The sequence below is a fragment of the Streptomyces sp. NPDC098789 genome (assembly GCF_044759975.1).
GTDB lineage: Bacteria > Actinomycetota > Actinomycetes > Streptomycetales > Streptomycetaceae > Streptomyces.
The window spans coordinates 19393-44010 of sequence record NZ_JBIWAJ010000022.1 but is presented as its reverse complement, the minus strand read 5'-3'; the positions used below and the strand labels follow the sequence as shown (position 1 = coordinate 44010).

General features: G+C 72.0%; 22 protein-coding genes and 1 tRNA gene. 13 read left to right on the top strand and 10 right to left on the bottom strand.

What is annotated here, in order from left to right:
• Positions 1 to 19 precede the first annotated feature (19 nt).
• Entirely contained in the window at positions 20 to 1702 is a 1683-nt protein-coding gene (paaN, locus tag ACIQWR_RS33660) for a phenylacetic acid degradation protein PaaN (protein WP_404017518.1), read from the top strand.
• Positions 1703 to 1717: 15 nt separating this feature from the next.
• On the opposite strand, the gene ACIQWR_RS33655 is transcribed toward paaN, so the two are convergent.
• Genes ACIQWR_RS33655 through ACIQWR_RS33645 form a run of 3 tightly spaced genes read right to left on the bottom strand, consistent with a single transcriptional unit; the run spans position 1718 to position 4531 of the window.
• The gene (locus ACIQWR_RS33655) at positions 1718 to 2512 is read right to left on the bottom strand and encodes a TrmH family RNA methyltransferase (protein WP_404017515.1); all 795 of its coding nucleotides are present in this window, start codon (positions 2510 to 2512) and stop codon (positions 1718 to 1720) included.
• Positions 2513 to 2522: 10 nt separating this feature from the next.
• Positions 2523 to 3842, bottom strand: a complete 1320-nt coding sequence (locus ACIQWR_RS33650; RefSeq protein ID WP_404017512.1) for an HTTM domain-containing protein — start codon at positions 3840 to 3842, stop codon at positions 2523 to 2525.
• Positions 3821 to 4531: a DUF5819 family protein gene (locus ACIQWR_RS33645; protein ID WP_404017509.1), complete on the bottom strand. Its 711-nt coding sequence runs from the start codon at positions 4529 to 4531 to the stop codon at positions 3821 to 3823. Before ACIQWR_RS33645 ends, ACIQWR_RS33650 begins: the two co-directional genes overlap by 22 nt.
• A gap of 135 nt (positions 4532 to 4666) precedes the next feature.
• Between ACIQWR_RS33645 and paaA the strand changes: the two genes are divergently transcribed.
• From paaA to ACIQWR_RS33615, 6 genes are all read left to right on the top strand, one after another.
• Entirely contained in the window at positions 4667 to 5629 is a 963-nt protein-coding gene (gene paaA, locus ACIQWR_RS33640) for a 1,2-phenylacetyl-CoA epoxidase subunit PaaA (protein WP_404017771.1), read from the top strand.
• The gene (gene paaB / locus ACIQWR_RS33635; RefSeq protein ID WP_330331447.1) at positions 5626 to 5910 is read left to right on the top strand and encodes a 1,2-phenylacetyl-CoA epoxidase subunit PaaB; all 285 of its coding nucleotides are present in this window, start codon (positions 5626 to 5628) and stop codon (positions 5908 to 5910) included. Before paaA ends, paaB begins: the two co-directional genes overlap by 4 nt.
• Positions 5911 to 5963: 53 nt before the next feature.
• A complete protein-coding gene (gene paaC, locus ACIQWR_RS33630; RefSeq protein ID WP_399265576.1) occupies positions 5964 to 6680 on the top strand; it encodes a 1,2-phenylacetyl-CoA epoxidase subunit PaaC in 717 nt (238 codons plus the stop codon).
• Positions 6674 to 7168, top strand: coding sequence for a 1,2-phenylacetyl-CoA epoxidase subunit PaaD (gene paaD, locus ACIQWR_RS33625; RefSeq protein WP_404017506.1), 495 nt, complete (start codon positions 6674 to 6676; stop codon positions 7166 to 7168). Before paaC ends, paaD begins: the two co-directional genes overlap by 7 nt.
• A complete protein-coding gene (locus ACIQWR_RS33620) occupies positions 7169 to 8281 on the top strand; it encodes a 2Fe-2S iron-sulfur cluster-binding protein (protein WP_404017503.1) in 1113 nt (370 codons plus the stop codon).
• 135 nt (positions 8282 to 8416) lie between these two features.
• Positions 8417 to 9562: an acyl-CoA dehydrogenase family protein gene (locus ACIQWR_RS33615; protein WP_404017501.1), complete on the top strand. Its 1146-nt coding sequence runs from the start codon at positions 8417 to 8419 to the stop codon at positions 9560 to 9562.
• Between the two features lie 18 nt (positions 9563 to 9580).
• Here ACIQWR_RS33615 and ACIQWR_RS33610 read toward each other — a convergent pair whose 3' ends face one another.
• The 6 genes from ACIQWR_RS33610 to ACIQWR_RS33585 all read right to left on the bottom strand — a co-directional run bounded on the left by ACIQWR_RS33610 (position 9581) and on the right by ACIQWR_RS33585 (position 15205).
• On the bottom strand, positions 9581 to 9934 hold the full coding sequence (locus ACIQWR_RS33610) for a rhodanese-like domain-containing protein (RefSeq protein ID WP_385773800.1): 354 nt from the start codon (positions 9932 to 9934) through the stop codon (positions 9581 to 9583).
• A gap of 122 nt (positions 9935 to 10056) precedes the next feature.
• Positions 10057 to 10872, bottom strand: coding sequence for a J domain-containing protein (locus ACIQWR_RS33605; RefSeq protein ID WP_404017497.1), 816 nt, complete (start codon positions 10870 to 10872; stop codon positions 10057 to 10059).
• 50 nt (positions 10873 to 10922) lie between these two features.
• Positions 10923 to 12407 (bottom strand): DUF2252 domain-containing protein, encoded by a 1485-nt coding sequence (locus tag ACIQWR_RS33600; RefSeq protein ID WP_404017494.1) that lies wholly within the window; start codon positions 12405 to 12407, stop codon positions 10923 to 10925.
• Between the two features lie 119 nt (positions 12408 to 12526).
• Entirely contained in the window at positions 12527 to 13213 is a 687-nt protein-coding gene (locus ACIQWR_RS33595; protein ID WP_404017491.1) for a response regulator, read from the bottom strand.
• Between the two features lie 30 nt (positions 13214 to 13243).
• A complete protein-coding gene (locus ACIQWR_RS33590) occupies positions 13244 to 14935 on the bottom strand; it encodes a sensor histidine kinase (RefSeq protein WP_404017770.1) in 1692 nt (563 codons plus the stop codon).
• Between the two features lie 187 nt (positions 14936 to 15122).
• Positions 15123 to 15205, bottom strand: a tRNA-Leu gene (locus ACIQWR_RS33585).
• A 291-nt stretch (positions 15206 to 15496) separates the two neighbouring features.
• Between ACIQWR_RS33585 and ACIQWR_RS33580 the strand changes: the two genes are divergently transcribed.
• From ACIQWR_RS33580 to pknB, 6 genes are all read left to right on the top strand, one after another.
• Positions 15497 to 16345: an FhaA domain-containing protein gene (locus ACIQWR_RS33580; protein ID WP_404017489.1), complete on the top strand. Its 849-nt coding sequence runs from the start codon at positions 15497 to 15499 to the stop codon at positions 16343 to 16345.
• Between the two features lie 10 nt (positions 16346 to 16355).
• Entirely contained in the window at positions 16356 to 16868 is a 513-nt protein-coding gene (locus ACIQWR_RS33575; protein WP_354378799.1) for an FHA domain-containing protein, read from the top strand.
• Between the two features lie 141 nt (positions 16869 to 17009).
• Positions 17010 to 18503: a PP2C family protein-serine/threonine phosphatase gene (locus ACIQWR_RS33570; RefSeq protein ID WP_404017486.1), complete on the top strand. Its 1494-nt coding sequence runs from the start codon at positions 17010 to 17012 to the stop codon at positions 18501 to 18503.
• A gap of 31 nt (positions 18504 to 18534) precedes the next feature.
• A complete protein-coding gene (locus ACIQWR_RS33565) occupies positions 18535 to 19959 on the top strand; it encodes an FtsW/RodA/SpoVE family cell cycle protein (RefSeq protein ID WP_404017483.1) in 1425 nt (474 codons plus the stop codon).
• Complete coding sequence (locus ACIQWR_RS33560; RefSeq protein ID WP_404017480.1) at positions 19956 to 21419, top strand: peptidoglycan D,D-transpeptidase FtsI family protein; 1464 nt, start codon at positions 19956 to 19958, stop codon at positions 21417 to 21419. Before ACIQWR_RS33565 ends, ACIQWR_RS33560 begins: the two co-directional genes overlap by 4 nt.
• Before the next feature lie 236 nt (positions 21420 to 21655).
• Positions 21656 to 23677, top strand: a complete 2022-nt coding sequence (gene pknB, locus ACIQWR_RS33555) for a Stk1 family PASTA domain-containing Ser/Thr kinase (RefSeq protein WP_404017478.1) — start codon at positions 21656 to 21658, stop codon at positions 23675 to 23677.
• A 145-nt stretch (positions 23678 to 23822) separates the two neighbouring features.
• Here the strand turns inward: pknB and ACIQWR_RS33550 are convergent, their stop codons facing one another.
• Positions 23823 to 24548 (bottom strand): class E sortase, encoded by a 726-nt coding sequence (locus ACIQWR_RS33550; protein ID WP_399265505.1) that lies wholly within the window; start codon positions 24546 to 24548, stop codon positions 23823 to 23825.
• Positions 24549 to 24618: the final 70 nt, after the last annotated feature.

The following is a 24618-nucleotide window of genomic DNA, read 5'->3' as shown; positions in this document are numbered from 1 at the left end:
AACGAGGAGTTGGTCCCAGATGGCCGCCGCGCTCACCGTCCCCCAGCTGTCCGAGAAGCACCGGACCACCCTCGACCAGGCGCTGGAGGCCATCCGCAGCCGTGCCTACTGGTCCCCGCACCCCGAGCACCCCAAGGCCTACGGCGAGAACGCCGCGGCCGAGGGCCTCGCCGCCTTCGAGGCCGTCCGCGGCACCCGCTTCGACCTGGAGCAGCCCGGTACCGACGGCTGGGCGGGCGCCGAGGTGTCGCCGTTCGGGCCGGAGCTCGGCGTCGAGTACCCGCACGTCGACCCCGACGTGCTGCTGCCGGCGATGAAGGCGGGCATGGCTGCCTGGCGCGACGCGGGACCCGAGGCGCGCGCCCTCGTCTGCATCGAGATCCTGGCCCGGATCGGCGCCCGTACGCACGAGTTCGCGCACGCGGTCATGCACACCAGCGGCCAGGCCTTCATGATGGCCTTCCAGGCGGGCGGCCCGCACGCGCAGGACCGCGGCCTGGAGGCCGTGGCCTACGCGTACGAGGAGCAGACCCGGGTCCCGGGGCGGACGGACTGGTCCAAGCCGCAGGGCAAGAAGGACCCGCTCCAGCTGGGCAAGACCTTCACCGCCGTGCCGCGCGGCGTCGCGCTGGTCATCGGCTGCAACACCTTCCCCACCTGGAACGGCTACCCGGGCCTGTTCGCCTCCCTGGCCACCGGCAACCCGGTGCTGGTCAAGCCCCACCCGCGGGCCGTGCTGCCGCTCGCGCTCACGGTGCGGGTGGCGCGCGAGGTCCTCGCCGAGGCCGGCTTCGACCCCAACCTCGTGGCGCTGGCCGTCGAGAACCCCGGCGAGGGCATCGCCAAGACCCTCGCGGTCCGCCCCGAGATCAAGCTGATCGACTACACCGGCTCCACCGCCTTCGGCGACTGGCTGGAGATCAACGCCCGCCAGGCGCAGGTGTACACGGAGAAGGCCGGGGTCAACACGGTCGTCCTGGACTCCACCGACGACTACAAGGGGATGCTGGGCAACCTGGCCTTCTCGCTCTCCCTCTACAGCGGCCAGATGTGCACCACCCCGCAGAACCTGCTGATCCCGCGCGACGGCATCGCGACGGACGCGGGCCACAAGTCGTACGACGAGGTCGTGGCCGACCTGGCCCGCCAGGTCGAGGGGCTGCTGGGCGACGACGCCCGGGCCAACGCGCTGCTGGGCGCGCTGGTCAACCCGGACGTGAAGGCGCGGCTGGAGGCAGCGGCCGGGCTCGGCGAGGTCGCGCTGGCCTCGCGCGAGGTCGCCAACCCGGAGTTCCCGGACGCGGTGGTCCGTACGCCGGTGATGGTCAAGCTGGACGCGGGCAAGGCCGACCCGGAGGCGGCGTACCTCTCCGAGTGCTTCGGCCCGGTGTCCTTCGCGGTGGCGGTCGACTCGACCGCGGACGCGTTGGAGCTGCTGCGGCGCACGGTGCGGGAGAAGGGCGCCATGACGGTCGGCGCGTACACCTCCTCGGCCGACACCGAGCGCGCGATCGAGGAGGTCTGCCTGGAGGAGTCCGCGCAGCTCTCCTTGAACCTGACGGGCGGGGTCTTCGTCAACCAGACCGCCGCCTTCTCCGATTTCCACGGCTCGGGTGGCAATCCGGCCGCTAACGCCGCTCTGTGCGACGGGGCGTTCGTGGCCAACCGCTTCCGAGTGGTGGAGGTGCGCCGCCAGGCCTGAGCGGCTGCCCACTGGTCAGGCCTTCGGGCCGCCCCAGTGAAAGAGGGTCATGGCCACGCTGGTGGCGAGGTTGTAGCTGGAGACCTGCGGGCGCATCGGCAGGGACACCAGGTGATCGGCCCGGGCGCGCAGTTCGGGCGAGATGCCGTGGCGTTCCGAGCCGAAGGCGAGCAGGGCGTCGTCCGGGAGGGTGAGGGCGCGGATGTCCTCGCCCTCCGGATCGAGCGCGTAGAGCGGCCCCGGGGGCAGCTCCTCCAGCTCCAGCCGGGCCACCGAAGTGGCGTAGTGCAGCCCGGCGCCCGCGCGGACCACGTGCGGGTGCCAGGGATCGAGATCGCCCCGGGTCACCACGCCGGTGGCGCCGAAACCCGCCGCGAGGCGGACGACGGCGCCGACGTTGCCGAGGTTGCGGGGGTTGTCCAGGACCACCACCGGTGCGCCCCGGGGGGTCCGTTCGAGCGCGCCCCGCAGGGTCTCCCGGTCCGGGCGCACGGCGAGGGCCGCGACCCCGGTGGGGTGCACGCGGGTCACCAGCTCGCGCAGCGGCGCCTCGCGCACGAGGCCGTCCAGGGCGGCCCGGACGTCCGGGGCCAGTTCGTCGGCCAGCTCCAGCAGCGCCCCGCGGTCCTCGGCGACGGCCAGGGTGACCTCCGCGCCGAAGCGCACCGCGTGCTTGAGCGCGTGGAACCCGTCGAGGAGCACCAGCTCCTCCCGCCCCGCGGCCTCGCGCCACCGCCGGACCACCCCGGCCGTCCCGTCCGCCTCGGCCGCCGGGGCCGTCTCTGCCGGGGCCGTCTCTGCGCTGCTCATGCGCACGACCTTACGGCGCGGGCGCGGGCGCGTACTCCTCGTCCGGCTCCTCCTCCGGCTCCGGCGCCGAGGGCTCGGGGTCCGCGGCGCGGTCCGCGGATCCGCCAGCCCGTTCGCGCAGGGCCCGGGCCCGCGCCCCCAGCCACACCAGGAACACCGTCGGCAGGAAGACGGCGTCGGCGGCGATCATCGCGAGCGAGAAGAACGGCAGCCCCAGCAGCACCGCGATCCCGGCGTGCTCCAGCATCATCACGCAGAGCAGTGCGTTCTTGATCCGCCGGTTGAACAGCGTGAACGGGAAGGCGACCTGCACCATGACCGTCCCGTAGGTCAGCAGCATCACCAGGGTGCCGCTGGCCGCGAGCAGCCCCGAGAGCGCGGGCCAGGGCGTGAAGTAGTCCAGCCCCAGCGGGTAGTACAGGGCGGTGCCGTCCTGCCAGCGCGAGCCCTGGATCTTGTACCAGCCGGCCGTGGCGTAGATCAGGCAGACCTCCACCATGATCACCAGCAGGCCCGCGTTGTGCACCAGGTCGGCGATCACGTCCAGGGTCGCGCGCCCCTCGCCGTCCGGCTCGTAGCGCTCGACCATCCACCACAGGCCCTGGACCACCCACAGCGTCGCGAACACGGCCAGCCAGCCGGTGCTGACCGCGTCGGTGAAGGCGGCGTAGGGCAGCACCAGGCCCAGCAGGACCCAGAGCACCGGCCCGGCGGCCCCGGTGGACGCCGATCCGGTCCGGGACGCGCGCCGCGCGTCCAGCGACCAGACCCGCGCGCACCGGGTGAGCACGAGGTAGAGGGCCATCAGGTGGATGACGTTGTCCCCGCCGTCGCCCATGAACACGCTGCGGTTCTGCAGGGACAGCACCCCGACCATGAACAGCACGGACATCGCCCGGGTGCGCCAGCCGAGCAGCAGCAGCGCCGCCGACCCGAGCGCGAGCGCGTAGACGATCTCGAACCAGAGCGTCGAGTCGGACCACATCAGCACGGTGAAGGCGCGGTTCGAGTCGATCAGCCGCTCGGCCAGCTGCCAGCTCCAGGGCCCGTCGGGACCGTACAGCTCGCGCCGGTTCGGGAACTCGCGCAGCAGGAAGAGCAGCCAGGTCGCGGAGAACCCGATCCGGACGACGGCGCTCTGGTACGGGCCCAGCGCCTGCCCGGTGACCTTCTCCAGCCCCCGGCCCAGCGCCGCCCGTACGGCGCCGGCGCGGACGCGGACGGCCGCGCCGGCGCCCACACGGTCTGCCGCGCCCGCGCTCGCACGGTCTGCCGCGCCGGGGCCCGCACGGTCGGCCGCGCCCGGGCTCACACGCTCGGCACGGTCCACCACGGCAGCTCCCGGTAGTAGGTCTGGGTGTCGGTCTTCTCCGCGCTCCACGGCGGCGCCGCCACCGAGGTCGTCGCCGAGCGCAGCTGGATCCGCAGGATCCGGTCCCCCGCGCCGCCGCCCGCACCGGAGCCGGACCGGGTCAGCCGGGCGACGGCGATCCGCTGGAGGTAGGTCTCGGAGAGCGCGCCCCGGTCGCCGTTCGGCTTGTTGTCCTCGTCGTGCGAGCCCGTGAAGAAGTCCCAGGCCCGGCGGAGCTCGTTCTGCTGGGTGTGGCTGGGCAGCGGGTTGTGCCGTATGGCGTCGGCGTCGGCGGCGGACAGGTCGCGCCACGCGGTGGTGGTCAGCTCCCCCGCTCCGGTGCGCACCTGGGCGCGCGCCTCGACGGCGATGTTCTGCTGGAGCGGGTTCGGCGCGAAGAGCTTCCAGTTCTGCTCGAACTCGGGATAGATCCAGTCGTCCACCGTGCGCGCGTGCTGCTTGCCGACCGTGTTGGACGGCGCGACGTGCAGGAACACCAGGGCCAGGTGCCAGCAGGCCGTGACCGCGACGGCGCCGAGCGCCAGGGCCGCGACGACCCGGTACGGGGCGGACAGACCGGCGATTCCGGGGGCTCGGGACGGCTGCGCCGGGGGCCCCGCCGCGGCTTCGTGCTCGTTCGAAACCATCCCGCCCCGATCTTCGGCCATCCACAGAGGTTGACACCCTACGGGCCGTCGTCTCACCATTGAAGAGAATGAACCGAACGATCGGTCGGTCGGGCGGTGGGGCGACATCGGCAGGAGGCCGTGATGGTGGCAGTGACCCCGGAGACGGGGCAGGGCATGGCCCTCGCGGCGGGCCTGACGGAGCAGCTGGTGGCTGCCTTCGAGGCGGCCGTCGCGGCCGAGGAGCGGGTCGAACCGCGCGACTGGATGCCCGAGGAGTACCGCGCCTCGCTGGTCCGCCAGATGGCCCAGCACGCCCACTCCGAGATCATCGGCATGCAGCCCGAGGCCAACTGGATCACCCGCGCGCCCTCGCTGCGCCGCAAGGCGATCCTGATGGCCAAGGTGCAGGACGAGGCAGGCCACGGGCTCTACCTGTACAGCGCCGCGGAAACGCTGGGCACCAGCCGCGACGAGCTGCTCGACAAGCTGCACGCCGGCAAGCAGAAGTACTCCTCGATCTTCAACTACCCCACCTTGACCTGGGCCGACGTCGGCGCCATCGGCTGGCTCGTGGACGGCGCGGCGATCACCAACCAGGTCCCGATCTGCCGCTGCTCCTACGGTCCGTACGCCCGGGCCATGGTCCGCATCTGCAAGGAGGAGTCCTTCCACCAGCGCCAGGGGTACGAGCTGCTGCTCGCCCTCTCGCAGGGCACCGAGGCGCAGCACGCCATGGCGCAGGACGCGGTCGACCGCTGGTGGTGGCCCTCCCTGATGATGTTCGGCCCGCCCGACGACGAGTCGGCGCACTCCGCCCAGTCGATGGCCTGGCGGATCAAGCGGCACACCAATGACGAGCTGCGCCAGCGCTTCGTGGACATCGCCGTCCCGCAGGCCGAGTCGCTGGGCCTGACCCTGCCCGACCCGGACCTTCGGTGGAACGAGGAGCGCGGGCACCACGACTTCGGCGCGATCGACTGGTCGGAGTTCTGGGACGTGCTCAAGGGCAACGGCCCCTGCAACGAAGAGCGCATCGGCCAGCGCCGCCGGGCGCACGAGGACGGCGCGTGGGTCCGCGACGCGGCCGCGGCGTACGCGTCGAAGCACACCGCACAGAACGAGGAGGCACGGGTATGACGCAGAACTGGCCGCTGTGGGAGGTGTTCGTGCGCTCGCGCCGCGGGCTCTCGCACACGCACGCGGGGAGCCTGCACGCCCCCGACGCGGAGATGGCGCTGCGCAACGCCCGCGACCTGTACACGCGGCGGGGCGAGGGCATCTCCATCTGGGTGGTCCCCTCGGCGGCGGTGACCGCCTCCTCGCCGGACGAGCGGGACCCGTTCTTCGCCTCGGCGGGCGACAAGCCGTACCGCCACCCCACCTTCTACGACATCCCGGAGGGGGTGCGTCACCTGTGACCACCACGTCGCAGACCCCGCCGCGGGCCACCGCGCCCGGCGGCTCCGTCCCGCTGACGGAGTCCGAGCGCACGGCGGCCCTCGCCCTGGGCGACGACGCGCTGATCCTCTCCCACCGCCTCGGCGAATGGGCGGGGCACGCGCCCGTCCTGGAGGAGGAGGTCGCCCTGGCGAACATCGCCCTCGACCTGCTGGGCCAGGCCCGCGTGCTGCTCTCCATGGTCGGCGACGAGGACGAGCTGGCCTTCCTCCGCGAGGAGCGCGCCTTCCGCAACGTCCAGCTGGCCGAGCAGCCGGTCGGGGACTTCGCCCACACCATCGTGCGCCAGCTCTTCTTCTCCCTCCACCAGCAGCTGCTCTTCACCGAGCTGGCCGCCGGGGACGGGCCCTTCGCGCCGCTCGCGGCCAAGGCCGTCAAGGAGATCGCCTACCACCGCGACCACGCCGAGCAGTGGACCCTGCGGCTCGGCGACGGCACCGAGGAGAGCGCGCGCCGGATGCGGGCCGCCCTGGACTCCCTGTGGAAGTTCACCGGCGAGCTGTTCCAGCCGGTGCCCGGCCTGGAAGTGGACTGGGCCGCCCTGGAGGAGCGCTGGCTGACCGCGGTGGGCGAGGTGCTGGAGCGGGCCCGCCTGGCGCTGCCGGAAGGAGCCCGCACCGGGGCCTGGGCCGCCGGAGCGGGGCGCCAGGGCCTGCACACCGAGTCCTTCGGCCGGATGCTCGCGGAGATGCAGCACCTGCACCGCAGCCACCCGGGGGCCTCGTGGTGACCGCGACGCGGCTGGAGGAGGAGCTGGCGGCGCTGGCGGGCTCGGTGCCCGACCCCGAGCTGCCCGTGCTCACCCTGGCCGAGCTGGGCGTGGTGCGCGGCGTGCGGATGGGCGAGGACGGGAGCGCCGAGGTGACGCTCACCCCGACCTACACCGGGTGCCCCGCCATCGAAGCCATGTCCGCCGACATCGAGCGGGTGCTGCACGATCACGGCATCGCCGAGGTGAGCGTGCGGACCGTGCTCTCGCCCGCCTGGTCCACCGATGACATCAGCGCCGAGGGCCGCCGCAAGCTGGCGGAGTTCGGGATCGCCCCGCCCCGGCCGCACGCGGCCGGCGGGCCCGTGTCGATCAGCCTGTCGGTGCGCTGCCCGCAGTGCGGGTCCACCGACACCGAGCTGCTCAGCCGCTTCTCCTCCACCGCGTGCAAGGCCCTGCGCCGCTGCGTCTCCTGCCGCGAGCCGTTCGACCACTTCAAGGAGCTGTAGATGACCGCGGCCCGGCACGGCGCGTTCCACCCGTTGACGGTGACGGAGGTCGAGAGGCTCACCGACGACTCGGTCGCGCTCACCCTGCGGGTGCCGCCGGAGCTGCGCGAGGAGTACCGGCACGCCCCGGGCCAGCACCTGACCCTGCGCCGCCGGCCGGCCGACGGGCCGGAGGTCCGGCGCACGTATTCGATCTGCTCCCCCGCCCCGGCCGCCGACGGTCCCGGACCGCAGTGGCTGCGGGTCGGGGTGCGGCTGGTGGAGGGCGGCGAGTTCTCCACCTTCGCGCACAAGGAGATCGCCGCCGGGGACGTCCTGGAGGTGATGGTCCCCGCCGGCCGGTTCGTGCTGGACCCGGCCGCCGCCCCGGCCACCGCGCGCTACGCGGCCGTCGTCGGCGGCAGCGGGATCACCCCGGTGCTGTCGATCGCCGCGACCCTGCTCGCCGCCCGGCCCGACTCCCGGTTCTGCCTGGTGCGCAGCGACCGTACGGCGGCATCGACGATGTTCCTGGAGGAGGTCGCCGACCTCAAGGACCGCTACCCCGCCCGGTTCCAGCTGGTCACCGTCCTGTCCCGGGAGGAGCAGGAGGCCGGGCTGCCGTCCGGAAGGCTCGACGAGGAGCGGCTGGCGGCGCTGCTGCCCGCGCTCCTGCCGGTGGACGAGGTGGCGGGCTGGTTCCTGTGCGGGCCCTACGGCCTGGTCCAGGGCGCCGAGCGGGCGCTGGGCGCGCTGGGCGTCGCCCGCACCCGGATCCACGAGGAGATCTTCCACGTCGAGGACACCGCCACCACCGCGGCGCCCGCCGCCACCGGTCGCGGCGGCGGTCCGGCCGCGCTCGGCCGGGTCACCGCCCGGCTCGACGGCCGCTCCGGCACCTGGCCCGTCCAGGAGGGCGAGTCCCTGCTGGACGCGGTGCTGCGGGGCCGCGCGGATGCTCCGTACGCCTGCAAGGGCGGGGTGTGCGGCACCTGTCGGGCGTTCCTGGTGACGGGCGAGGTCCGGATGGAGCGGAACTTCGCGCTGGAGGCCGAGGAGACCGAAGCCGGCTTCGTGCTGGCCTGCCAGTCGCATCCCGTGACGGAGGAAGTGGAGATCGACTTCGACCGCTGATCCGGTCCGCGCGCGGCGGTCGCCCGGGCCGCCGCGCGGAGGCGCTCGCGGTACTCCTGTGCTTTTTCAGGAACCTGTTCTATCTTGACGCACCGTCAGACAGAAACACATCCGGTGCGCGCGGGAGGACAGGCAGTGGACTTCACCTTCACCGAGGAGCAGCAGGCCGCGGTCGAGGCGGCGAAGGCCGTCTTCGCGGACGTCGCGCCCGACGGCGTGCCCAGCCCCGCGCTCACGCCGGGCGCCGTCGCCGACGAGTTCGACCGACCGCTGTGGGCCAAGCTCGCCGCCTGCGACCTGATCGGCCTGGTCCTCGACCCGGCGCACGGCGGGGCCGGGCTGGACACCATCGCCCTGTGCCTGGTGCTGCGCGAAGCGGCGAAGGTACTGGCCCGGGTGCCGCTGCTGGAGCACTGCGCCACCGCCATGGCGATCCAGGCGCACGGCGGTCCCGCCCTGCGCGCCGAGCTGCTGCCCGCGGTCGCCCGCGGCGAGAGCGTGCTGACCGTCGCCGCCCACGGCCGCTCGGGCCACGACCCGGCCGAGCTGGCCGTCACCGCCCGCCCGGAGGGCGACGGCGGCTGGACCCTGGACGGCGTGCAGACGGCCGTTCCCTGGGCGCACAGCGCCGACTGGATCGCCGTCCCCGCCCACCTCGGCGAGGGGGACGCGGTCATCGCGCTCGTCCCGCGCGGCGCCGACGGCCTGGCCCTCGCCGACCAGTTCTCCACCAGCGGCGAGAAGATGGCGGAGCTGACCCTGGACGGCGTACGGGTTCCCGCGGACCACGTCATCGACGCACCCGGTGCCTGGGAGCGGCTGCGTCAGGTGCTGGCCACCGGGACCTGCGCCCTCGCCCTCGGGCTCGGTGAGGGCGTCCTGACCATGACCAGCCAGTACACGAGCAAGCGCGAGCAGTTCGGCTTCCCCGTCGCCAGCTTCCAGGCGGTCGCGGTGCAGGCCGCCGACCGCTACATCGACCTGCGCGCCATGGAGGTCACCCTCTGGCAGGCCGCCTGGCGGCTGGACGCGGCGACGGGCGGAGCGGGCGGACCGCTGCCGAGCTCCGGGGACGTGGCGGTGGCCAAGATCTGGGCGTCCGACGGGGTCCGCCGGGTCGTCCAGACCGCCCAGCACCTGCACGGCGGCTTCGGCGCCGACACCGACTACCCCCTGCACCGCTACCACGCCTGGGCCAAGCAGCTGGAACTCCAGCTCGGCCCGGCGGCGGCGCACGAGGAGGCCCTGGGCGACCTGCTGGCCGCCCATCCCCTCACCTGACCGCGCGAGGCGCGGGTCCTACAGGACGAAGGCCGGGTTCCCGTTGTCCGTCACCATCGGGCGCCCGGCGGCGTCCCAGGCCTGCATCCCGCCGTCGATGTTCACGGCGTCGATCTCCTGGCGCACCAGGTACTGGGTGACCTGCGCGGAGCGCCCGCCGACCCGGCACATCACGTGGACGCGCGGGGCGCCCTCGATCGCGTCCATGGCCTCGGTCAGCTCACCGAAGCGCGCCACGAAGTCGCTCATCGGGATGTGCAGCGCACCCTCGACATGTCCGGCCGCCCATTCGTCGTCCTCACGGACGTCGAGGACAAAGCCTTCGGAGGGCACCGCGGCGACGTCCACCGAGGGGAGCGGTCCGAAGTTCATAGCTGTCGCCTTCTCTCGTAACAGGGGTGGTCAGAACCTATCCGAACGCACCGGCCGCCCGATCCACCCGCGGCGCGGGCCGGCGGCTCGTGGGTGTCCGACGGATGTCCGCCGGACACCCCCTACTCGACGAGCGCGGCCAGCTCCGCCTCGCGCTCGGAGACCTGCCCGAGCAGCTGCTCGGCGATCTCCTCCAGCAGCCGGTCGGGGTCCTCCGGAGCCATCCGCAGCATCGACCCGATCGCGCCGTCCTCCAGCTCCCGCGCCACCACGGCCAGCAGCTCCTTGCGGCGCGCGAGCCACTCCAGGCGCGCGTAGAGCTCCTCGGTCTCCGAAGGGCGCTCCTCCTGCGGCGCGGGACCGGCCGCCCACTCCTCGGCCAGCTCCCGCAGCAGCGGCTCGTCGCCCCGCCCGTACGCGGAGTTCACCCGGGCGATGAACTCGTCCCGCCGGGTCCGCTCCGCGTCGTCCTGCGCCAGGTCGGGGTGCGCCCGGCGGACCAGCTCGCGGTAGAGACGACGGACCTCCTCGGACGGGCGGACCCGCTCCGGAGGCCGCACCGGCTGGTCGGTGAGCATGGCACCGGCGTCGTCGGAGATGCCGTCCGAGTCCAACCAGTCGTGGAACAGCTCGTCCACCCCGGGCATCGGCATGACCAGTGCCCGCGCGTCCCGCGCCTTGCGCAGGTCCTCGGGGTCACCGGTGCGGGCCGCCCTGGCCTCGGCGATCAGCGCGTCGAGCTCGTCGAGCCGCGAGTACATCGGGCCCAGCTTCTGGTGGTGCAGCCGGGAGAAGTTCTCGACCTCCACCCGGAAGGTCTCCACCGCGATCTCGAACTCGATCAGCGCCTGCTCGGCGGCGCGCACGGCCCGCTCCAGCCGCGCCTCGGGACGCTCGTCGTCGGAGGCCGAGGGGTCCTTGGCAGTCTGCTCGTTCACCCGGCCACCCTACGGCCCGCCCGAAGCGCGTGTTTCACGTGAAACATCCCTCACACACCCGACTCGGCGGCAACCCGCCCGGATCGCACCGCGGCCACCAGATCCGCGTGGTCGGCCTCGCTGCGGTCGGCGTAGGCCACCGCGAAGGCGGCGACCGCCTCGTCCAGTTCCTCGTTCTTGCCGCAGTACCCGGCCAGGACCCGGGGATCGGCACTGTGCGCGTGCGCCCGCGCGAGCAGCGCCCCGGTCATCCGGCCGTAGTCGTCGATCTGGTCCACGGCGAGCGCGGCCGGGTCCACGCTGCCCTTGCGGTTGCGGAACTGCCGCACCTGGAAGGGACGGCCCTCGACCGTGGTCCAGCCGAGCAGGATGTCGGAGACGACCTGCATCCGCTTCTGCCCGGCGACCACCCGGCGGCCTTCGTGCTCCTCCGGCGGGGCGTCGAAGCCCAGCCCCGACAGGTGCGGCAGCAGCACCGAGGGCCGCGCCTCCTTCACCTGGAGCACCAGCGGCTCACCGCGGTGGTCCAGCAGCAGCACCACGTAGGAACGGGTCCCGACGCTGCCCGTGCCCACCACCCGGAAAGCCACGTCGTGGATCGCGTACCGGGCCAGCAGCGGCAGCCGGTCCCCCTGGAGCGTGTGCAGGTACGGGCCCAGCGAGGCCGCGACCGCCGCCGCCTCCTGGTCCCCGACCCGCCGCAGCACCGGCAGCGCGTCCACGAAACGGCGGCCGCCGTCGGGCGCGACCTCGGTGGACTTGGCGGCGAACCGCGCACTGGTGTTGTTACGGGCCTTCTCCGACACCCGCTCCAGCGTGCCCAGCAGATCCCGGGCGTCGGTGTGCGAGACCAGTTCCTCGTCGGCGATGGCGTTCCAGGCGTCCAGCGCCGGCAGCTTGGCCAGCAGCCGCATCGTGCGGCGGTAGGCGCCGACCGTGTCCAGCGCGGCCGCCCGACAGGTGTCCTCATCGGCCCCCGCCACCCGGCCGGCCAGCACCAGCGAGGTGGCCAGTCGCTTGAGGTCCCACTCCCAGGGCCCGAAGACGGTCTCGTCGAAGTCGTTGAGGTCGATGACCAGCCGCCCCCGGGCATCGCCGTACAGCCCGAAGTTGGCCGCGTGGGCGTCCCCGCAGATCTGCGCGCCCACCCCGGTCACCGGCGTCGCCGCCAGGTCGTGGGCCATCAGGCCGGCCGCCCCGCGCAAGAACGCGAAGGGGTTGGCCGCCATCCGCCCCACCCGGATCGGCGTCAGCTCCGCCACCCGCCCGACGTTGGACTCCTCCACCGCGCGCACCGCGTCCGGACGTCCGGCCACGGGTACGAACCGCGCGTGCGCGGCGCGCGGCACCCGGGCCCGCAGCGCCTTGCCCTCGGCCCGGGGCGAGCCCGCACCGGTCGCCGCCGCCCGCGCCGCGTACCCCGCGACCTCCGGTATCCGCTCGGCGGTCGCCGCCTTGCCACCGGCCTTGCCCGAGGCCCTGCTGTGGGTCCTGCCGTTGGCCTTCGCCGCGCCCCGGTCCGGTACCGCCGCCATGTGTGCCGCCCCCGCTAGATCACGTGCGCGGAAGAACCACTGCACGTCTGGATCACTGCTCGTCCGCGGATGACCGTACCGATCGGGACAGAGCCGGGGAAGGGGGGTCAAGGGGTACATCAGAGTCCGGCGTCCCGAGCGAGCAGCGCGGCCTGCACCCGGTTCTCACATCCCAGCTTCGCCAGGATGCGGCTCACGTACGTCTTCACCGTCGCCTCGCTCATGTGCAGCCGTCGCCCGGCGTCCGCGTTGGAGAGCCCCTCGCCCAACAACGCCAACACCCCGCGCTCGCGCTCGCTCAGCGCCGCGATGCGGCGCCGGGCCTCCTCGGCGCGCCCCGCCGACCGGCCCGACGCCAGCTGGTCCACGACGTGCCGGGTCGCCGCCGGGGAGAGGTAGGCGTCCCCCGCCGCGGCCGCCCGGACCGCCCCGATCAGCTCGGCCGGGGCGGAGTCCTTCAGCAGGAAGCCCGCACTGCCGTGGGACAGCGCCCGCAGCACGTTCTCCCGCTCCCCGAAGGTCGTCAGGATCAAGGCGTGCGCCGAGGGCGCCGCCCGCGCCAGTTCGTCGAGCGCGGCCAGCCCGTCCATGACCGGCATCTGGATGTCCAGCAGCACCACGTCGGGCGCGTGGGCGCGCGCCAGCTCCACGGCCTCCCGCCCGTTCGCGGCCTCGGCGACCACCTCGATGTCCGGGGCGGAGGTCAGGATCATCCTGATCCCGGCTCGGATGAGCGGTTCGTCGTCGGCGATCACCACTCTGATCGCACCGCTCGGCGCCCCCGTCGGCTCCGTCGTCCCCGTCACGCCAGTCACCCGCGCCCGCTCCCGCCGCTGCTACTGCTTGACCTCGTACGCCTGCTTCTCCACGAGCTTGCCGTCCTTGAAGCAGAACCGGAAAACTCTGTCGGTGGTCAGTTCCCCGTTCCCGGTGGCCAACAGTGCCATGCAGCGCGACCCTTCCGGCACCGGCGGGCCCTTGTCCTCCAGACCGTCGGTGAAGATGCCGTTGGCCTCGGGCAACCGGCCGCGCACCACGTCCTCCGCCTCCCCCACCCTGGCGCCGTCGTAGTCGGACCGACTGATCGTCACGTCGCTCACCGAGCCCACCAGCAGCGTCACGGCGGCCCCGATCACGATCGCCAGCACCACGAGCGCCGCGAAGGCGATCCCGCAGCCCAACGCGATGCCGCCGGTCCTGCTGCGTCCCCGCCTCAGCTCCCGGTCCACCGCGGACCAGTCCACGGGCGCGGCCACGGGCGCGGCCACGCCCTTGCCCAACGGCGCCCGCAGCTGCTGCCCGAAGTCATCGGCCAGTTCCGCCGCGCCGCTCTCCCGCACACCGGCCGGTTCCGTTCCGTACGGCAGCACCCCGGCCACCCGGAAGCCGCCGCCCTCGATCGCTCCGGCATGGACCATCCCGCCGACGAGCCGGGCCCGCTCGCGCAGCCCCGTCAGTCCTTGTCCTCCCGAGACCACCTCGCCGGCGCCGGGTTCGGCGACCGGACCGTTGGCGATCTCCACCACCAGGGAGTCGTCCTCGTACCGCAGTTCCACCGTGATCGGCGCGCCCGGTGCGTGCTTGTAGGCGTTGGTGAGCGACTCCTGGGCGATCCGGTACGCCGCGTGGTCGCAGGCCGCGACGAGCGCTCTCGGCCGTCCCGTGGTGGTCAGCCGGACGTCGGTGCCCGCGGCGCGCGCCGCCTCGACGATCCCGGCGATCCCGGCGATCCCGCGCGCCGCGGGCCCCGCGGACTCCTCCACCGGTACCGGCGCCTCGACCCCGTCCTGCAGGATGCCGACGACCTCGCGCAGCTCGTGCATGGCCGCGACCGAAGCGTGCCGCAGCACCCCGACCGCCTCGCGCTGGCGATCGGTCAGCGCCGGATCGACCTCCAGCGCGCCGGTGTGCACCGAGATCAGGGCCAGTTGGTGCCCCAGGCTGTCGTGCATGTCCTGGGCGATCCGCTGCCGCTCGCGCAGCCTCGCCTGTCCGGCGACGATCGCCTGCTCGCGCACGAGCTGGGCGTTGCGCTCCTGGAGGGCGCGCAGCAGCGTCCGGCGCTGGGACCAGTAGCGACTGGCGAGCGCGGGGATGACGGTCACGGCCAGGAAGATCAGGGTGTCGAGGACGATCACCAGCACGATCCGGCCGTGGGCCCAGTCCTTGTAGACGCTCAGCCCGACCGAGGCGAGGAAGGCGACGGTGAAGGCACCCAGCGCCCGCACCGCCCCGTCGATGCGCCGGCCCGCCGACCAGCCGAGCAGGATCGTGACGAGGAACGCACCGGGCAGGTACGCGGCGAGCGCCGAGCCCACGACCAGCGTGGTCACCGGCAGCCGCCGACGCAGCAGGGTGAGCAGCAGCACGGCCACCGCGCTGCCCAGCATCCGAAGGGGGGAGCCGTGGTCCAACTCCTCGACGCCCAGCCCGACCATCACCAGCACGGCCGCGAACACCAGGTCGCCGGCCACCATCCGTGCGGTCCACGGTTCGGGCCCCCTCAGCCAGTCCAGGCCCGCCCGCATCCTCGCCGTCGCATTCACGCCCCGACCCTAGACAGCGCCGGCACCGCCCGTCCGCCCACTTTCGTCGCGCCCGCGCCGACGAAAGTCGGACAGCCCACAATCCGCCGGCACCGACCGAAGCGGCGGGGAACACCGGAGCACAACGAAGAAGCCCCGCAGATCGATGATCTGCGGGGCTTCTCACACGTGGGCGAGGGGGGATTTGAACCCCCACGTCCCGAAGGACACTGGCACCTGAAGCCAGCGCGTCTGCCGTTCCGCCACTCGCCCGAGTAGCTCTCCAGCGGTTCCTCCCTTGCGGGCCGTTCCCCTGGCGACATCGGAACACTAACACGTCAGAGGGGGTGGAATCACATCGCTTTCCCCAGCTCCCGGCGGCAGTCCCGCCAGCCCCTCCCGGACAGCGCTCCGGGTGCGGGACACTGTTCTCCGGGCGACCCTACGATCCCTTGTGAGGACCAACACTCCTCGGCACGGACCCGGAGGGGAACCAGCCGAATCCGCCACGCGTGGATACGATCAGTAAGCAGTACAGGGCGACAACGACGGAGGAGGTGCCCCATGGGAGTTCTGAAGCGGTTCGAGCAGCGACTCGAAGGTCTGGTGAACGGCACCTTCGCCAAGGTCTTCAAGTCCGAGGTCCAGCCGGTCGAGATCGCGGGCGCACTGCAGCGCGAGTGCGACAACAACGCGACCATCTGGAACCGCGAGCGGACCGTCGTCCCCAACGACTTCATCGTGGAGCTGAGCGCCGGCGACTACGAGCGGCTGAGCCCCTACTCCGGTCAGCTCGGCGACGAGTTGGCCGGCCTCGTGCGGGACTACGCCAAGCAGCAGCGCTACAGCTTCATGGGTCCCATCAAGGTCCACCTGGAGAAGGCGGACGACCTGGACACCGGTCTGTACCGGGTCCGCAGTCGCACCCTCGCCTCCAGCACCTCCCAGTCGCCGGGCGATCAGGGCCAGGCCCAGCAGGCTCAGCCCTCGCCCTCGCCCTCGCCCGCGCCCGGCCAGGGCCGTGCCGGCGGTTACGGGTATCCGCCCGTCGCCGCCCCGCCCATGCCCCACAACCCTCCGGGCGACCCCCAGCGGCGTCCGGCCGCTGGTCAGGCGCCGGGAAGCGGCGGCGCCACGCGCTGCTGGATCGAGATCAACGGCACCCGCCACCAGATCTCGCGCGCCACGCTCGTACTCGGCCGAAGCACCGAAGCCGACGTGCGGATCGACGACCCCGGCGTCTCGCGCCGGCACTGTGAGATCCGGACCGGAACGCCTCCCTCGATCCAGGATCTCGGGTCCACCAACGGCATCGTGGTGGACGGGCAGCACACCACCCGCGCTACGCTCCGCGACGGCTCGCGGATCGTCGTGGGCAACACGACCATCATTTATCGGCAAGCCGAAGGGTGAAGCGGGGGCAATGTCAGAGCTGACCCTTACGGTCATGCGGTTGGGTTTCCTGGCCGTTCTGTGGCTGTTCGTCATCGTGGCCGTCCAGGTCATCCGTAGCGACCTCTTCGGGACGCGGGTGACGCAGCGCGGTTCACGCCGTGGCGGCGACAACCGCGCCCCGCAGCAACAGCAGCAGTCGGGCGGCGGCCGTCAGGCCGCGCCACCGCAGCAGCGCCAGCGCCGCGGTGCGCCGACCAAGCTGGTCGTCTCCGAGGGCACCCTCACGGGCACCACGGTCGCCCTCCAGGGGCAGACCATCACGCTGGGCCGGGCCCACGACTCCACGATCGTGCTGGACGACGACTACGCCTCCAGCCGGCATGCCAGGATCTACCCCGACCGTGACGGCCAGTGGATCGTCGAGGATCTCGGGTCCACCAACGGCACGTATCTCGACCGGACCCGGCTGACCACCCCGACGCCCATTCCTCCGGGCGCCCCGATCCGCATCGGCAAGACCGTCATCGAGCTGCGGAAGTAGTACGAGAATGAGCGAGCGGAGCGAGCGAGCCGCGGCGGTCCGTCCCCTTGGGGCGACGGACCCGCGCGCGCTCCCGACCGGAGGGTGGGCAGTGTGGCTCGAGACCGGTTGTACCCGGAGTCGTCGACTGGGCAGGTGCGCATGAGTCTGTCCCTGCGGTTCGCCGCCGGATCGCACAAGGGCATGATCCGCGAGGGCAACGAGGACTCCGGCTACGCCGGTCCGCGCCTGCTCGCGATCGCCGACGGCATGGGCGGCCAGGCCGCCGGTGAGGTCGCCAGTTCCGAGGTGATCTCCACCCTGGTCCAGCTCGACGACGACGTCCCCGGCTCCGACATCCTGACCTCGTTGGCCACGGCCGTGCAGCGCGCGAACGACCAGCTGCGCGTCATGGTCGAGGAGGACCCCCAGCTGGAGGGCATGGGCACCACGCTCACCGCCCTGCTCTGGACCGGTCAGCGCCTCGGCCTGGTGCACGTCGGTGACTCCCGCGCCTACCTGCTGCGCGACGGCCTCCTCACCCAGATCACCCAGGACCACACGTGGGTCCAGCGGCTGGTCGACGAGGGCCGGATCACCGAAGAGGAAGCCACCACCCACCCCCAGCGCTCACTCCTGATGAGAGCCCTGGGCAGCGGCGAGCACGTGGAACCCGACCTCTCGATCCGCGAGGTCAGGCCCGGCGACCGCTACCTCATCTGTTCCGACGGCCTCTCCGGCGTGGTCTCGCACCAGACCCTGGAAGAGACCCTCGCCGACTACCACGGCCCGCACGAGACCGTGCAGGCGCTGATCCAGCTCGCCCTGCGCGGCGGCGGCCCGGACAACATCACCTGCATCGTCGCGGACGTCCTCGACACCGACAGCGGTGACACCCTCGCCGCCCAGCTCAACGACACCCCGGTCGTCGTGGGCGCGGTAGCCGAGAACCAGCACCAGCTCTTCGACGGCGGCAACGCCATGCAGACCCCGGCCGGCCGCGCCTCCGGGCTGGGCCGCCAGGCCTCCCCGCCGCCCCCCGGCGCCTTCGGCCCCCCCGGCAGCGGCGAGGGCCCCGGCTACGGCGCCGCTCCCGACGCGGGGTACCCCAGTGCCGGCGGTGGTGGCGGCGCGTACGGCAGCTTCGGCGACGCCGACGGCTACGACGGGGATTCCTCCGCCTACGACGACACCTACGACCACCCGCGCCGGCGCCGCAGCAAAGGGCGCAAGTGGACGACCCGCACGCTGACCCTGCTCATCGTGGCCGGGCTGATCGGCGGCGGGCTGTACGCCGCCCACCGCTGGACGCAGACCCAGTACTACGTCGGCGCCAAGGACGGGCACGTCGCGCTCTACCGGGGGATCAGCCAGGATCTCGCCTGGATCAAGCTCTCGTCGGTCGAGACGGACCAGCCGGACATCGAGCTGAAGTACCTGCCGTCCTTCCAGCAGAAGCTCGTCGAGGCCACCATCAGCGAAGGCAGCCTCGACAGCGCCCGCAAGAAGATCGACGAACTCGCCCTCCAGGTCTCGGCCTGCAAGAAGGAAGAGGCGCGCCGCAGCGCCGAGGGCCAGCCCAACCAGACCCCGGCGCCCAGCGCCAGCCTGACTCCTGAGGAGCAGAAGCTGGTCGGCCAGTGCGGGAAGCAGTAGACAGACGCGGGCACAGGGGGCCTGCCACACCATGAGCGTTGTCACGAACACGACCACCATCGGCGCCATCGAGCTGCCGAGCCGGCGCAACACCGAGCTCCTGCTGCTCGCGTTCGCCGTGGTCATCCCGATCTTCGCCTACGCCAACGTAGGTCTCGCGGTGCACGGCAAGCTGCCTCCGGGCATGCTCGCGTACGGGCTCGGCCTCGGCCTGTTGGCGGGCCTGGCCCACCTCGTCGTGCGCCGGTACGCCAAGTACGCCGACCCGCTGCTGCTTCCGCTGGGCACCCTGCTCAACGGCCTGGGCCTGGTCTTCATCTGGCGCCTGGACCAGTCGGAGCGGCTCCAGAACCTGGCCAAGCGACAGTTCGGCGGTTTCTCCCCCTCCGCGCCGAACCAGATGTTCTACACGGCGGTCGGCCTCGCGCTGTTCGCGGGCGTGCTGCTGCTGCTCAAGGACCACCGCACGCTCCAGCGGTTCACCTACATCTCCATGGCGGTCTCGCTCGTCCTGCTGATCCTGCCCGTCATCCCGGGCCTGGGCGCCGACGTCTACGGCGCCAAGATCTGGATCAGCCTGGCCGGCTTCTCGATCCAGCCCGGCGAGTTCGCGAAGATCATCATCGCGGTCTTCTTCGCCGGGTACCTGATGGTCAAGCGCGACGCGCTCGCGCTGGCCAGCCGCCGCTTCATGGGGCTCTACCTGCCGCGCGGCCGCGACCTCGGCCCGATCCTGATGATCTGGGGCATGAGCCTGCTCGTCCTCGTCTTCGAGAACGACCTCGGCACCTCGCTCCTCTTCTTCGGCATGTTCGTGATCATGCTGTACGTCGCCACCGAGCGCACCAGCTGGATCGTCATCGGCCTGCTCATGAGCGTCGCGGGCGCCGTCGTGGTCGGCACCACCGCCAGCCACGTCAAGGTCCGCGTCACCGCCTGGCTCGACCCCTTCGCCTGCTACGCCACCTCGGGCGCCTGCGAGCAGGTCGGCCAGTCCCTGATGAGCTTCGGCTCCGGCGGGGTCCTCGGTACCGGCCTCGGCCAGGGCCACTCCGACCTGATCCTCTTCGCCGCCAACTCCGACTTCATCTTCTCCACCGTCGGCGAGGAGCTCGGGCTGGCGGGCGTCATGGCCTTCCTGCTGCTCTACGGCCTGATCATCGAGCGCGGCGTGCGCACGGCGCTCGCCGCCCGCGACCCCTTCGGCAAGCTGTTCGCGATCGGCCTCTCCGGCGCCTTCGCCATCCAGGTCTTCGTCGTCGCGGGTGGCGTCATGGGCCTCATCCCCCTCACCGGCATGACCATGCCGTTCCTCGCGTCCGGCGGCTCCTCCGTCCTCGCGAACTGGGCTCTCATCGGGATCCTCATCCGGATCAGCGACACCGCACGCCGCCCCGCACCGGCCCCGGCACCGTCCCCCGACTCCGAGATGACCCAGGTGGTCCGCCCCTCATGAACAAGCCCCTGCGTCGCATCTCGATCTTCTGCGGGCTGCTCGTCCTCGCCCTGTTGCTGCGGACCAACTGGCTCCAGTACGTCAAGGCCGAGGACCTCAGCACCCGCAAGGAGAACCGCCGGGTCCAGATCGCCCAGTACTCCGCGGAGCGCGGCAACATCATCGTCGGCGGCGGCCAGCCCATCACCGGCTCGGTCGTCACCAACGGCAGCGACTACAAGTTCAAGCGCACCTATCTCGACGGCCCCATGTGGGCGCCGGTCACCGGGTACGCCTCGCAGGCCTTCGGCTCCAGCCAGCTGGAGTCGCTGGAAGACGGCATCCTCACCGGCAACGACGACCGACTGTTCTTCGACCGCACCATCGGCATGTTCACGGGCGAGAAGAAGCAGGGCGGCAACGTCGTCACCACGCTGAACCCCGCCGCCCAGAAGGCCGCGTTCACCTCGCTCGGCAGCAAGAAGGGCGCGGTCGCCGCCATCGACCCGCGCACCGGCGCGATCCTGGCGCTGGCCAGCACCCCCTCTTACGACCCCTCCACCTTCGCGGGCAACTCCAAGGCCGACGAGAAGGCCTGGGTCGCGCTCAAGGACAGCGAGGACAAGAACCTGGTCAACCGCGCCCTGCGCGAGACCTACCCGCCCGGCTCGACCTTCAAGGTCGTCACCGCGGCCGCGGCGCTGGAGAACGGTGTCGTCTCCGACATCAACGCGCCGACCGACACCCCCGAGCCGTACATCCTGCCGGACACCAAGACCCCGATGGTCAACCACGCCTCCGGGTGCGAGAAGGCCAGCCTCCTGCGGGCCCTCGAAGTCTCCTGCAACTCCGTCTTCGCCAACATGGGCAACAAGGTGGGGCGGGACAACATGGTGAAGACCGCCGAGAAGTTCGGCTTCAACAACGACAAGATCGACACCCCGGTCCGCGCGTTCACGAGCGTCTACGACAAGACCATGGACAAGCCGGGCAACGCGCTCAGCTCCATCGGCCAGTTCAACACCGCGGCCACCCCGCTCCAGATGGCCATGGTCACCGCCGCGATCGCCAATGACGGCAAGCTGATGAAGCCGTACATGGTCGACAAGGTGACCGCGCCCAACCTCGACGTCCTGCAGACGCACGAGCCGGAGGAGATGAGCCGCCCGCTCTCCGCCGCGAACGCGCAGAAGGTCCAGCAGATGATGGTCGACGTCGTCGAGAACGGCACCGGCACCGGCGCCAAGATCAACGGCGTCACGGTCGGCGGCAAGACCGGTACCGCGCAGCACGGCGAGAAGAACGCCAAGCGCCCCTACGCCTGGTTCATCTCCTACGCCAAGACCGACAAGGGCGCGCCCGTGGCCGTCGCCGTCGTGATCGAGGACAGCGCGGCCGACCGCGAGGACATCACCGGTGGCGGTCTCGCCGCGCCCGTGGCCCTCGCGGTCATGAACGCCGTGCTCAAGAACCAGGGCTGAGCCGGGAATGGCCCCGATACGACCCGCCCGTGCCGCGGGCCGGCGCGGTCACCGCGCCCGGCCCGCGGTGACCCGGATCACGGTCCCCGCGCACGTGGGAGCGCACGGTACCGGTCCGGTATCGGCCTGTGGTCACGGGCCGATCCGCAACACGCGGCCGGTAGCCTTTGCGCGGACAGCGCACCGCCGTACCTCACACGGGTGCGGTAGGGACTGACGGAGAGGGCTGGAACGTTATGGAAGAGCCGCGTCGCCTCGGCGGTCGGTACGAGCTGAGCCACGTGCTCGGCCGCGGTGGCATGGCCGAGGTCTACCTCGCCCACGACACCCGGCTCGGCCGTACCGTCGCCGTCAAGACACTGCGCGCCGACCTCGCCCGCGACCCGTCCTTCCAGGCACGGTTCCGGCGCGAGGCCCAGTCGGCCGCCTCGCTCAACCATCCCGCCATCGTCGCCGTGTACGACACCGGCGAGGACTACGTCGACAACATCTCGATCCCGTACATCGTGATGGAGTACGTCGACGGCTCCACCCTGCGCGAGCTGCTGCACTCCGGTCGCAAGCTGCTGCCCGAGCGCACCCTGGAAATGACCATCGGCATCCTCCAGGCGCTGGAGTACTCGCACCGCGCCCAGATCGTCCACCGCGACATCAAGCCCGCGAACGTCATGCTGACGCGCACCGGGCAGGTCAAGGTGATGGACTTCGGCATCGCCCGCGCCATGGGCGACTCCGGCATGACGATGACGCAGACCGCGGCCGTCATCGGCACCGCGCAGTACCTCTCGCCGGAGCAGGCCAAGGGCGAGCAGGTCGACGCGCGCTCCGACCTCTACTCCGCGGGCTGCCTGCTGTACGAGCTGCTCACGGTCCGGCCCCCGTTCATCGGCGACTCCCCGGTCGCCGTCGCGTACCAGCACGTGCGCGAGGAACCGCAGCCGCCGAGCAACTTCGACCCCGAGATCACGCCCGAGATGGACGCCATCGTCCTCAAGGCACTGGTCAAGGACCCCGACTACCGCTACCAGTCCGCCGACGAGATGCGCGCCGACATCGAGGCCTGCCTCGACGGCCAGCCCGTCGCCGCGGCCGCGAACATGGGCGCGGGCTACGGCGCCTACCCGTACCCGGACCAGAACCAGGGCGGTCACAACGGCTACGACCAGCCGACCACCGCCCTGCGCTCCGCCGACGCCGGACAGACCTCGATGATGCCGCCGATGCCGCCCGGCGACGGCGGTTACGGCTACGGCGACCAGGGCCACGGCGGCTACGACCAGGGCCCGCGCCGCCGCCAGAAGAAGAACCGCGCCTCCACCTTCCTGCTCGTCGCGGCCGGGATCCTCGTCCTGGTCGGCGCGATCCTGATCGGGCGCTCCCTCTTCAACAACACCGCCGACAACCGGCCGTCCGTGCCCAAGCTGATCGGCGACACCTTCGAGCGGGCGAGCGACCGGGCGAAGAACATCGGGTTGAAGATCGAGAAGGAAGCCGAGGAGCCCTGCGACGCGCAGCCCAAGGGCACCGTCTGCGAGCAGAACCCGGCGCCCGACACCAAGGTCGACAAGGACACCGTCATCAAGGTGAAGGTGTCCACGGGCGCGCCCAAGGTCCAGGTCATCGACGTGAAGCGGCTGCCCTTCGACCAGGCCGAGTCGGCGCTCAAGGAGAAGGGCTTCCAGGTCGAGCGCAAGTCCCAGGAGTCCGAGAGCACCCCGGGCACCGTCCTGGAGCAGAACCCGAAGGGCGGCAGCTCCGTCGAGAAGGGTTCGACCGTCACCCTGACGGTGGCCAAGGAACCGTCGAAGGCGGTCGTTCCCGACCTCACCGGCATGACCACGGACAAGGCGTCCAAGACCCTGAGCGACCTGAAGCTCAAGCTCGGCAGCACCACCGAGGGCGACTCCACCGCGCCGCCCAAGTCGATCATCGGTCAGGAACTGGCCCCCGGTACGCAGGTCGAGCCGGGAACCGCGGTCAACGTCACCATCGCCAGGGCCGCCCAGGCGACCACCGTGCCCTTCCTCGGGGGCAAGACGCTGGCCAAGGCCCGCCAGGAGCTGGCGTCCCGCGGGCTGACCATCGGCACGGTCCTGTCCGGCCCCTCGGACGACAACGCGGTGATCCTGAGCAGCGACCCGGGCTTCGGACAGCCGGTGGCCGCCGGCTCCGCGATCAACGTCAACACGGTGCCGGGCCAGCAGAACGGCAACAACCAGGGGACCGGGCTCCTCGGCGGGATCGGCAACCGCCGCTGACCCGCGGCGCGCCCGGACCCGCACGCGGCCGGTACACGGGATGACGAAGGAAGCTCTGGCCCTAGGGCCAGAGCTTCCTTCGCGTGCGGCACAGGACCCTCCAGGGGCCCTCCCGGGCCCCACCGGCCACGGGGGTGACGGCCCGCTAGCGCAGCTCGGGCGGCGGGGTCCGCTTCGCGTCCACCTTGTCCGTACGGACCAGCTCGCCCCACACGACGTAGCGGAACTTCGAGGTGTACACCGGGGTGCAGGTCGTCAGCGTGATGTAGCGGCCGGGCGCGGTCTTCCCCGATTCCTTCGGGACCGGGGTGATCACGTCGGTGTTGTACTTCGAGGTCTGGCGCAGCTCGGCGAAGACCTTGTAGACGTACCAGGTGTCGCGGGTCTCGAAGACGACCGCGTCGCCCGTCCTCACCTTGTCGATGTCGTGGAACTTCGCCCCGTGCCCGTCGCGGTGCGCGGCCAGCGTGAAGTTGCCCTGCTTGTCCCACGGCAGCGCGGACTTCACCGGCTCCGTGTAGTACCCGGCGACACCGTCGTTGATGACGTCGGCCGAGGTCCCGCGCTTGACCAGCACCTCGCCGTTCTTCATCGCCGGTACGTGCAGGAAGCCGATGCCGTCCCCGGTGTCGAGGGCGCCCGCCTCGGGGGCCGTCGCGGGCGGGGCCGCCTGCCACTGCTGACGGACCGAATCGCCGCGCTGCGCGGCGTGCCGGTCGGCGAGGACGTTCGTCCACCACAGCGAGTACGCCACGAACAGGGCCAGCACCAGGCCGACGGTGATCAGCAGTTCGCCCAGCAGGCTGAGGAAGCCGGCGAGCCGGTTGCGGCCGGCTCGGGCGCGGGGGGCGGCGCGGCGGGCACGTGACACTGCGGGTTCGTCCTCTGTCGGGTGCGGGCTGTGGGGTCGTCGGCCGTGGGGGCGGCGGGGATGACGGCTG

Bases quoted from the DNA above. Each gene is read 5' to 3' on its own strand.
- pknB (WP_404017478.1), top strand. From the start codon at position 21,656: ATGGAAGAGCCGCGTCGCCTCGGCGGTCGGTACGAGCTGAGCCACGTG.
- ACIQWR_RS33570 (WP_404017486.1), top strand. From the start codon at position 17,010: ATGAGTCTGTCCCTGCGGTTCGCCGCCGGATCGCACAAGGGCATGATC.
- ACIQWR_RS33575 (WP_354378799.1), top strand. From the start codon at position 16,356: ATGTCAGAGCTGACCCTTACGGTCATGCGGTTGGGTTTCCTGGCCGTT.
- ACIQWR_RS33620 (WP_404017503.1), top strand. From the start codon at position 7,169: ATGACCGCGGCCCGGCACGGCGCGTTCCACCCGTTGACGGTGACGGAG.
- ACIQWR_RS33655 (WP_404017515.1), bottom strand. From the start codon at position 2,512: ATGAGCAGCGCAGAGACGGCCCCGGCAGAGACGGCCCCGGCGGCCGAG.
- ACIQWR_RS33610 (WP_385773800.1), bottom strand. From the start codon at position 9,934: ATGAACTTCGGACCGCTCCCCTCGGTGGACGTCGCCGCGGTGCCCTCC.
- ACIQWR_RS33560 (WP_404017480.1), top strand. From the start codon at position 19,956: ATGAACAAGCCCCTGCGTCGCATCTCGATCTTCTGCGGGCTGCTCGTC.
- ACIQWR_RS33600 (WP_404017494.1), bottom strand. From the start codon at position 12,407: ATGGCGGCGGTACCGGACCGGGGCGCGGCGAAGGCCAACGGCAGGACC.
- paaA (WP_404017771.1), top strand. From the start codon at position 4,667: ATGGCCCTCGCGGCGGGCCTGACGGAGCAGCTGGTGGCTGCCTTCGAG.
- ACIQWR_RS33590 (WP_404017770.1), bottom strand. From the start codon at position 14,935: ATGCGGGCGGGCCTGGACTGGCTGAGGGGGCCCGAACCGTGGACCGCA.
- ACIQWR_RS33645 (WP_404017509.1), bottom strand. From the start codon at position 4,531: ATGGCCGAAGATCGGGGCGGGATGGTTTCGAACGAGCACGAAGCCGCG.
- paaB (WP_330331447.1), top strand. From the start codon at position 5,626: ATGACGCAGAACTGGCCGCTGTGGGAGGTGTTCGTGCGCTCGCGCCGC.
- ACIQWR_RS33580 (WP_404017489.1), top strand. From the start codon at position 15,497: ATGGGAGTTCTGAAGCGGTTCGAGCAGCGACTCGAAGGTCTGGTGAAC.
- ACIQWR_RS33565 (WP_404017483.1), top strand. From the start codon at position 18,535: ATGAGCGTTGTCACGAACACGACCACCATCGGCGCCATCGAGCTGCCG.
- paaN (WP_404017518.1), top strand. From the start codon at position 20: ATGGCCGCCGCGCTCACCGTCCCCCAGCTGTCCGAGAAGCACCGGACC.